Genomic DNA, 8,987 nt, shown 5'->3' on the forward strand with positions numbered 1-8,987 from the left:
CGAGCCGGATAGAGGTTCTGTATTTTTCTTTGATATAGAAATGCCTTATGAAATCTCCGAATCCAGGGAAGAGGAAGATATGACGATAAAAAGAGCGTTGGTGGTAGATGATAATGAAAGCAACAGGATTATTCTTGATCATATGCTTGGTTATAAAAATATTGAGACTACACTGGCTGCCAACGGAATGGAGGCGCTGGAAATCCTCATGAAAGGTGAAAAGTTCGATGTGATTCTCATGGATTACCATATGCCACTCATGTCCGGACTGGAAACTATTGATAAAATCAGGGAGCTTTTCCAACAGAGAAAGGATAGTCTTCCTATTATAATACTTTCCTCTTCTTCGGAAGAATTAGAAGTAATTACGTCAATCCGGGAAAAGGAAAATGCCTTTTTGCTGGTGAAACCTATTAAATCTGATGATTTATACAAAACGCTGCGAAAGGTGGCCCGAAATAATACATTAGAAATTATTATTGAACATCAGGATGAGAAAAATTCCTATTCATTTGTATCAGAACTTGAAGTTCTTCTGGTAGATGATAATCCAGTGAACATGGTGTTGAATAACAGAATAATGAAATCCATTACTCCTGATGCACATCTTACGGAAGCCGTAAACGGGCTGGAAGCCTTGGAATTGTGTCAGAAAAAACAATTCTCCATTATTCTTATGGATGTCCAGATGCCGGTAATGAACGGTATTGAAGCCACGAAACAGATCCGCATGCTTCCGGATTACACCGGTGTGCCGATTATTGGCGTTACCGCAGGAAATGTACTGGGTGAAAAAGAAAAATGCCTGGAAGCCGGAATGACTGACTTTCTTCCCAAGCCTCTCAGACAGGCAGATCTTCAGGAAATGCTTACAAAATATATCGGTGTTAACGAAAATAATAAAACGGATGCTCATGTTGTTGATGATGAAAATCAGTCAGAAATGAATACGGAACAGTATATTAATCTCAATATGTTAAATGAGCAGATTGGAGATGATGAAGATTTCAAAGAAGTTTTTCTCAATTTGCTGATCCAGGAACTTTCTCATGCAGAAAAAAATATAGAAAAGGCAGCCCAGGAAAAAGATATTGCAGAAACCAGAATGATCCTTCACAAACTTAAAGGAACTGCAGGCAGTGCCGGGCTTTTCAAGCTTTCTGAGTGTGCTCTGAAATGGGAGAAGATAGGAGAAGATGGAATGGATTTTTATACCATGAGCAATGAAATACATCAGGACATAAAAATAGGATTAGATATTGTTAAAGATTTAATGAAATAGAATTTTGCCGGAATTTTTCTTTGTAGGAATTCCGGTATATATTTACAGACAGATACTTAGCTGGAGGTTCTGTCACTCAATCGGTAAAACGAATGCAAATGTGGTACCTTCCATCTTTGAACTCTGGACCTCTATTGTACCGCTATGAAGATCAATAATTTCTTTACAAAGATAAAGCCCTATACCAAATCCCGATGTCGTTCTGCTATTAATGTCTTTTACACGGTAATAACGTTCAAAAATTCGTTGCTGATCTTCTTCGGAGATTCCGATTCCGTGATCGGTAACAGTAACTTGTAAGCTATTTTGGCCGATGGCTGCATATTCAATAATGACCGATGTATTGACAGGTGAGTATTTTATGGCGTTTCCGATAAGGTTATGGATAACCTGCGATATTTTGTCGCGGTCTGCATTGATTAATGTTTGACCGGAAGCTCTGAAAATAAAGCTGCGGCTATGGTTGGTGGAAAGAATCTCATGTTCAATTTCCGTGAATAATGACTGAAAATCGAAGACTGTTTTTTCAATGTGCATTTGTCCGGAATCGAGTCTTGATACATTAAGAAAACCATTGATCATATTGTTCATATAATCCACTTGCTTTACAGATTTTTCCAGCATAATTTGATGTCTGGAATTTTCCTCGTTTGCTTTCGTTCTTTGCAACAGCTGAAGGTAAGCTTTCAATGAGGTGAGTGGTGTTTTAAGTTCATGGCTCACCATTCCCATAAAATCATCTTTTCGCTGTTCTTCTTTCTTCTGTTCCGTAATATCTCTAAGCGTACCGTTAAGGCTTAAAGGATTGCCCTGTGAGTCATAAAAAACTCTTCCGTTCGCCTGTAGCAGCCTTATTTTTTTATCGGTGTTATTTTGTATTCGGTACTCAATAAAATAATGGCCGTCAGATTCTTTACTGAGAGCATTGGTGATAGCATTAATAACCCTGTTTCTATCTTCAGGCAGAATGACCTGTAATGCAATAGATAAGTCTAAATTTTCTTCTGATGACAATCCAAACCAATTATTAAGTAAGGAATTCCCGGAAAAGAGGTTGGTTGCGGGTTGATAATAGAAAGTGGCAAGTGCTCCGGCGTCAATGGCAAGAGCAAGCATTTGCTGATCATTCTGACTTTTGCGGCGCTCTAAAACCTGCTGAGTAATTTCTTCAAGAATGATAAGAACTCCGGAAATAGTTCCTTCAGAAAATATAGGCTGATATATGGAATTGACAATAGCTTCTCTTAAGCCATCATTGTGCCGTAATCTGACTGTAAATTCATTATTTATCTTAGGTTTTCCACTATTGTAAACTTCTCTGAGCCATTTGTTAACGGGTTGTCCCTGTAGTTCGGGGCGGGCTTCCTCATGGGGAAAGCCAACAAGTTCCGACTCCTTGCGGCCCCAAATGCTAAGGATGGCAGGATTGGCAATTTCAATGATGTGGTCTGGTCCCTTCAGCATTGCAATTCCAACAGGAGCCTGTTCAATAATCGTTCGTATGTACTCCCTGCTGTGTGCAAGTTGTTTTATAGAATCACTGAGTTCTTCATTAGTGGAAGTCAGCTCTTCAAGGGTAGCAGCCATTTCCTCATTGAGTGCATGTTCTCTTTCTTCTTTCTCTCGTATCTGCTGTAAAAATTCACGGCGCGAAGTTACATTAAGTGCTGTATTAAGTATGCACCATGTTTTATTGTTTTGATCAGTAAGTGCTTTGTATTCATAATCAAAATAATCGAGCATTTCCTGTCCGTTTTTGATCAGTTTTGCAGGAGCCTCCGATATAGAGTAGGTTTTACCGGAACGCCAGACTTGCTGTAATAATCCCAAAAAGGGCTGTCCCTCCAACTCCGGAATCGCCTCCATTAAGGGTTTACCGATTGCAGACGAATCTTTTCCCCATAAAGCCAGCATGCCTTCATTTGCAAAGCGGATGATCATATTTTCACCTGAATATATGGCAGTTGGTGCAGGAGAGGAGGCCAGTGCCTGTATGATTAAATCAGGACTGAAAATATTATCTGTTGAATGTTCAGGAGTCATAAATATAACAAAGATAGGTAAAAGTAAGTCTATTACAACTGCAACTTTTGTTCCTTTTCTCATCATGTTAATATAAGAAACGACATGTTCTGTCGTTAATGGATTATAGTTTTGCGAATGATATTTATAATAAGGGAAAATATTTTATCTGATCAAATTCATAATAAATTGATATTGTAGTTTTTCCCCAGCTTATATAAAATAAGTATTTTTGCGGCGATTTAAATTAATAATCAACACAACTCGAAATAAACATTAGGAATGAATAAAATATACTCAGGAGCACTGTTCTTGTGCTCTGTTCTGGGGGTTTCTGCCCAGGAAGTGCTCTGGCAGAAAGACATTAAATCCTCCACCCAGGATTTTCTTTCCCAGGTTACCACTACTATTGATCAGCAGTATTTGATAACCGGCAGTTCTATCCAGACAGGAAATAACATGTCCAAAGCTGGAGGCAAAAGCCATTTGCCAACAGCCAACAACCAGCAGCAAAACAACGGTTACGATTTTCATTTGGTTAAACTCAACCAGCAGGGTGATGAGGTCTGGGAAAAATATTTCTCGGGGCAAAACCATGATTTCCTTTCGGCTACGGTGAACACTCAGGAGGGTGGATTCGTTTTAGCAGGAACATCATTCAGCGGAAAAGGCTTAGACAAGAAGGAAGGTTCCAAAGGCGGATCTGATTTTTGGCTGATAAGAATCAATGAATTCGGGGATGAATTGTGGCAGAAAACGATTGGAAGTAATTCGGATGAGGAAGCCAGAGCGGTGATTCAGACAACGGATTTGGGATTCTTTGTGGCGGGAAATATAATGACAGGTTCCCTTCGAGAGCCTCAGGGAACGAGAACTTTGGGTTACGGATCCAAAGATGTTTTGATTGTACGACTGGATAAAAACGGAAAAGAATTATCACAACTTATTTTAGGCGGAAAAGGTTTGGATGAAGTAGAGAAAATGATTCCCACGAAAGACGGAGGCGCTTTACTCGGAGTTTATTCCAGAAGCGGAGCGGTAGCTGGAAGCGGGATGCCGGAAGCGGGAAGTAAAGCCAGTAGCCAGATGCCAAAAGCCAGCGGCAATTTCGGTGAAGGTGATTATTGGATTATCAAACTTTCAAAAGACGGCAAAGTAGACTGGGAAAAGAATTTCGGAGGAAAAGGAGATGACCATTTGAGAACATTAGCTTTAACCTCTACAGGTTATTTAATCGGAGGCGAATCAAGGTCTGAACGGTCAGGGAATAAAACCGTAGGCATTGAAGAAGGAACTGATTTGTGGCTGATCTCACTCAACGAAAGAGGAGAAGAGATCTGGCAGAAATCCTACAATTTTAAAAACCGGGATGTGCTGATGGGAATGAGCGTAATAGCCGGGAAGCAGGAAGATGGAAGCGGGAAGTCTAAAGGCGTTCTCTTAGGAGGCTATACCCAGGCTGAAGGAAGAATTGAAAGTGATGATGAAACGTTCTGGATGCTGTATCTGGATCAGAATGGTAATGAGCAGTGGAGAAAACATGTAAAAGGAGAATCCCGGAAAAGGGAAGAAAGACTTTCGGATATAAAACTAAACAGGGACGGTTCGATTGTTTTAGCCGGGACGAGCGCCGAAGAGCTGGGAAAAGAGAACTGGAAGATCGTAAAGCTGGGTGACAGACAGATTGACCAGCTGATCGAAAAGCAGGATATTAAGATCTATCCAAATCCTGTATCAGATTATGCGTATGTGGAGATTGGAATGGAAGATGGAAGCTGGAAGCTGGGTGATGGAAAGTTCGAGGCAGAAATTGTTGTGTACGATATGGGAGGAAGACAATTGCAGAGCCTGAAAACAAAAAATAAAGTCACGAAGATCAATACACAGAACCTGGTTCAGGGAGCGTATCTGGTAACGGTGAAGACCAAAGATAACAAAACAGCGAGTGCTAAACTGATTAAGAAATAACACTAAGAATACATGAAAAAAACAATCATTTGTGCTGCCATTGTACTGGCTAATTTTTTTGAAGCACAAACTACTGATTCCAATAAAAATATACCGAATATTATTCCGCCATCACCTACGGTCAATAGTTTGATGAAGTTTGAGGAAGTTCCTGTCAGCAATTATACGGGAATTCCCGATATTACCATACCCATTGCAAATATACCGACGGGATTGAGTAATGTTGATTTTAATCTGGCCTTAAAATACCATGTCAACAATGCCAAATCAGATTCTAAAGCCAGCGAAACAGGTTTGGGATGGAGTTTATTTGCGGGTGGAACTATTTCAAGAACTGTTATGGGTAGTCCTGATGATCAAATTGTGAAGTACTCAGTAGGAGGAAATGATAAAATAGGAATATACTTTGATGAAAATACAACCCAAAGCAGTATTAAGAATAATTATGGTTACTATACTGAAAATTTACTGCTCCAACAATTGGATACAAGCTTTCAAAAATCAACCTTTGAAGCTCAATACAGCAATAGGTTTGATACTCAATATGATCTTTATCAATATAATTTTCTTAATTATACAGGAAGATTTATTGTTAAGAAAAACGGAAATGTTTTAAACGCTGTAAAATTGGATAAAAATAATCTCAGAATAGAAGTAATACATACAGCTACGTATGAGCCTACAGCCTTTTCAATAACTGATGAGTTTGGAAATAGATTTATATTTAATATTCTGGAAAAGTCCAAGACTGTTACACAAACTAACTCCACTAATATTGCCGGAAATACTTCCACTAACACTTCAGCAATGAATAAAAGTTATAACAGTGCATTTCATCTGAGTGAGGTTAGAAACGTATCTAATGAATTGATGGCATCATTAACGTATGATACTCCAGTTACTATACAAAGCAGTGATATAAGGGAAGAAACTAATATATATCAGTCCGAAATACATATTCCTTACTCTATTCCTATTTCCCAGAATTTATCAGCTCTTCCTAAAGAATACACTCAGTCTGTCAATATAACTATTTCGGATATCAGAAAATTACAGAAGATTAATATTCCCGGAAAAGGTGAAATTAATTTCGAGTATGAAAATGGAAGAGAGGACACCAATTATACAGGAGGAGAAAATGCAACCAAATTATCTAAATTAAAAAGTGTAAGAGTTCTTAACACTGACGGAAAATTAGATCAGAAATTTAATTTTAACTATAGTTATAGAAATGCGGGAACTTACAAAAGATTATTTTTAGATTCGGTAGATAAATTTTATGCTCAAAATTCATCCTATGTTTTAGATCATAAATACAATCTGAAATATTATGAAGGTTTTTCAGGCCTGACAGCAATTGATGATTCATTTTTCAAATGTACGTCAGGCTCCTACGATCCCACAGCATGTTCAAATATTGAATTGCTAAGATCTATAACCTATCCTACCACAGGTATGGCTCATTTTACTTATGAAGCAGCAACTTATTCATATGATTCTGAAGGTATAGAATTGTCCAATTTTGATGAAAACCACTTGAACTGGAATAATACCAGCTCTATGACGGTTTTTAATAATTTTATTGGAGGGAAGAAATATGCTTTTACATTATCTGAGAATACGAATGTAAAATTCACAGTTAATACTTCACAAATTGATCAGTATGTATGGCAGTTAAGGATATTAAAGAAACAGGGTACAAACTATATACAGGTTGGCGCTATAGGGACAGCCTTTACTACACCTCCTACTGCAGATTTTGAAATGCCTTTACAGGCAGGGGAATATTATCTTGAATTAACACCTGTTCAGCAGGGAATATCAGGAATAACATTTAATACAAGTTTTGATGCTAACTATAAAATACGAAATTCTAATAATTATAAATTTTTATTTGACCTAAGAGGAGTTAAAATTAAATCTGTGTCTTACTATAATGATTCGAATGTAAATAACTTGGGCAATCCTGTCGGCCTACCGATTAAAACGGTAAATTATAATTATAATGCTTTAAATGATGTGAAAAAAAGTACAGGAGCGTTGGTGTTTCCCAAACCAATTATGTCATTTCTGGAACCGTATAGAACAACATTAGAGTATGTGCTTGATGGGTATCAAAAGATTACTACCAATTTTCAGAATGATATTTTGCATATCTCAAATAAAAACTATTTACCTGTACAAAAAACTAAAGGAAGTGATATAGGTTATCAGTATGTCACTGTGTCTGAAACCGGCAGAGGAAAATCTGTATTTCAATACACATCGCCTGTAGATCAGCCTAATCTTCTAAGTGTTTCTGTTCAGCCTCCTTTTCAGCCTGTTCCAAATTATGACTTTAAAAGAGGAAACTTAATTAATAAGAAGGTTTACGATAATATCGGAACTATTCTTACAGAAGATAAGTATCAATACAACTATCCTTCATCTGAAGTTAGAACAGGAATAGTGATTAGTGAAATCCCTCATATTACGGCGGGGTTTTATTTGTATGGAGGTAATTATAATTTTTACGAAGCATTCGTTGCAGAAACTGCTGGGGTAAGAGTAATTTTAGGAACTGACGTTAATGGTTTTTTAAGTGCGGGCTTATCATACGATATATACGGTACGGCTCAATTAACACAAGAAGAACACATCGAATACTACCCTAGTCAGCAATCTGTAAGCCAGGTAACAAACAATACCTATAACATCCGGGATTACCTTATTAAGAAAACCATGTCCTCTCCGGATAACAGCATCACAGAGAGCACCTACCAATATGCGCATGAGAAGAATAACACCAGGCTGATCAATGCAAATATGATCGGTATTCCGTTGGAAATTTCGGTTTTGAAGAAGCAGAATGCTGCTGAAACCGGAAAAACTATTTCCAGAACCGAGACCAGATACGACAATGCAGCCAATTTATTTCCAAGCTCGGTGGTTTCCTATGACCTGCAGAACACGGCTTCCACAGAAATCAACTATAATCAATATGATTCCAAAGGCAACCTACAGCAGTATACCACGAAAGACGGCATTCCTACGGCCATTGTATGGGGCTACAACCAGGCCCAGCCTATTGCTAAAATTGTAGGGGCAACCTATGCCCAGGTAAGCAGTCTGGCGGCGGCTATTATCGCAGCTTCCGACCTTGATGCTTCCGATCCTTCCAATGAGGCAGCATTGATCACAGCTTTGGATAATTTCAGGAAAGAAAGCACAATGGCTAATTACCAGATTAGTACCTACACTTATGATCCATTGATCGGGGTAACCAGCATTACTCCTCCTTCAGGAATCCGGGAAGTGTATCTCTATGATTCTGCGGGCAGGCTGAAAGAAGTAAGAGAAGGCAGCCAGACCGGAAAGCTGTTAAAAGAATTCAAGTATAACTACAAAAACTAATACGATGAAAAAAATATTAATTCCTATAGGCGCTTTGCTGATATCCGGTTTATCCCAGGCACAGCTGACCACTACGGAAAACTACGTATATTCTAAAACCTATTTAGATTATAACGGAACAACACCCACCAAAACCTCGGAAAACGTTCAGTATTTCGACGGATTGGGAAGACCCAAGCAGGTAGTGAATGTCAAAGCTTCCCCAACGGGGAAAGATGTGGTCACCCACATTGAATACGATGTTTTCGGAAGACAGGTGAAAGACTACCTTCCGGTTCCCCAGCTGGGAACTCAGAATGGAGCAATCTACACATCTCCATTG

The 8,987-nt window shown here is 38.5% G+C and carries 5 protein-coding genes; 4 read left to right on the forward strand and 1 reads right to left on the reverse strand.

The features are described from left to right. A partial coding sequence (locus U9K52_RS20970; protein WP_322927991.1) for a response regulator occupies positions 1-1,282 on the forward strand: 1,282 nt, incomplete at its 5' end. Between the two features lie 72 nt (positions 1,283-1,354). Here the strand turns inward: U9K52_RS20970 and U9K52_RS20975 are convergent. Continuing rightward, complete coding sequence (locus tag U9K52_RS20975; RefSeq protein WP_322927992.1) at positions 1,355-3,391, reverse strand: ATP-binding protein; 2,037 nt, start codon at positions 3,389-3,391, stop codon at positions 1,355-1,357. Between the two features lie 195 nt (positions 3,392-3,586). Here U9K52_RS20975 and U9K52_RS20980 point away from each other — a divergent pair, with 195 nt between their 5' ends. The 3 genes from U9K52_RS20980 to U9K52_RS20990 all read left to right on the forward strand — a co-directional run. Continuing rightward, the gene (locus U9K52_RS20980) at positions 3,587-5,272 is read left to right on the forward strand and encodes a T9SS type A sorting domain-containing protein (protein WP_322927993.1); all 1,686 of its coding nucleotides are present in this window, start codon (positions 3,587-3,589) and stop codon (positions 5,270-5,272) included. Positions 5,273-5,284: 12 nt separating this feature from the next. Next, positions 5,285-8,665: a hypothetical protein gene (locus U9K52_RS20985; protein ID WP_322927994.1), complete on the forward strand. Its 3,381-nt coding sequence runs from the start codon at positions 5,285-5,287 to the stop codon at positions 8,663-8,665. A 4-nt stretch (positions 8,666-8,669) separates the two neighbouring features. After that, on the forward strand, positions 8,670-8,987 hold a 318-nt coding region (locus U9K52_RS20990), incomplete at its 3' end, for a DUF6443 domain-containing protein (protein WP_322927995.1).

The organism is Chryseobacterium sp. MHB01, assembly GCF_034651565.1.
Classification (GTDB): domain Bacteria; phylum Bacteroidota; class Bacteroidia; order Flavobacteriales; family Weeksellaceae; genus Chryseobacterium; species Chryseobacterium nepalense.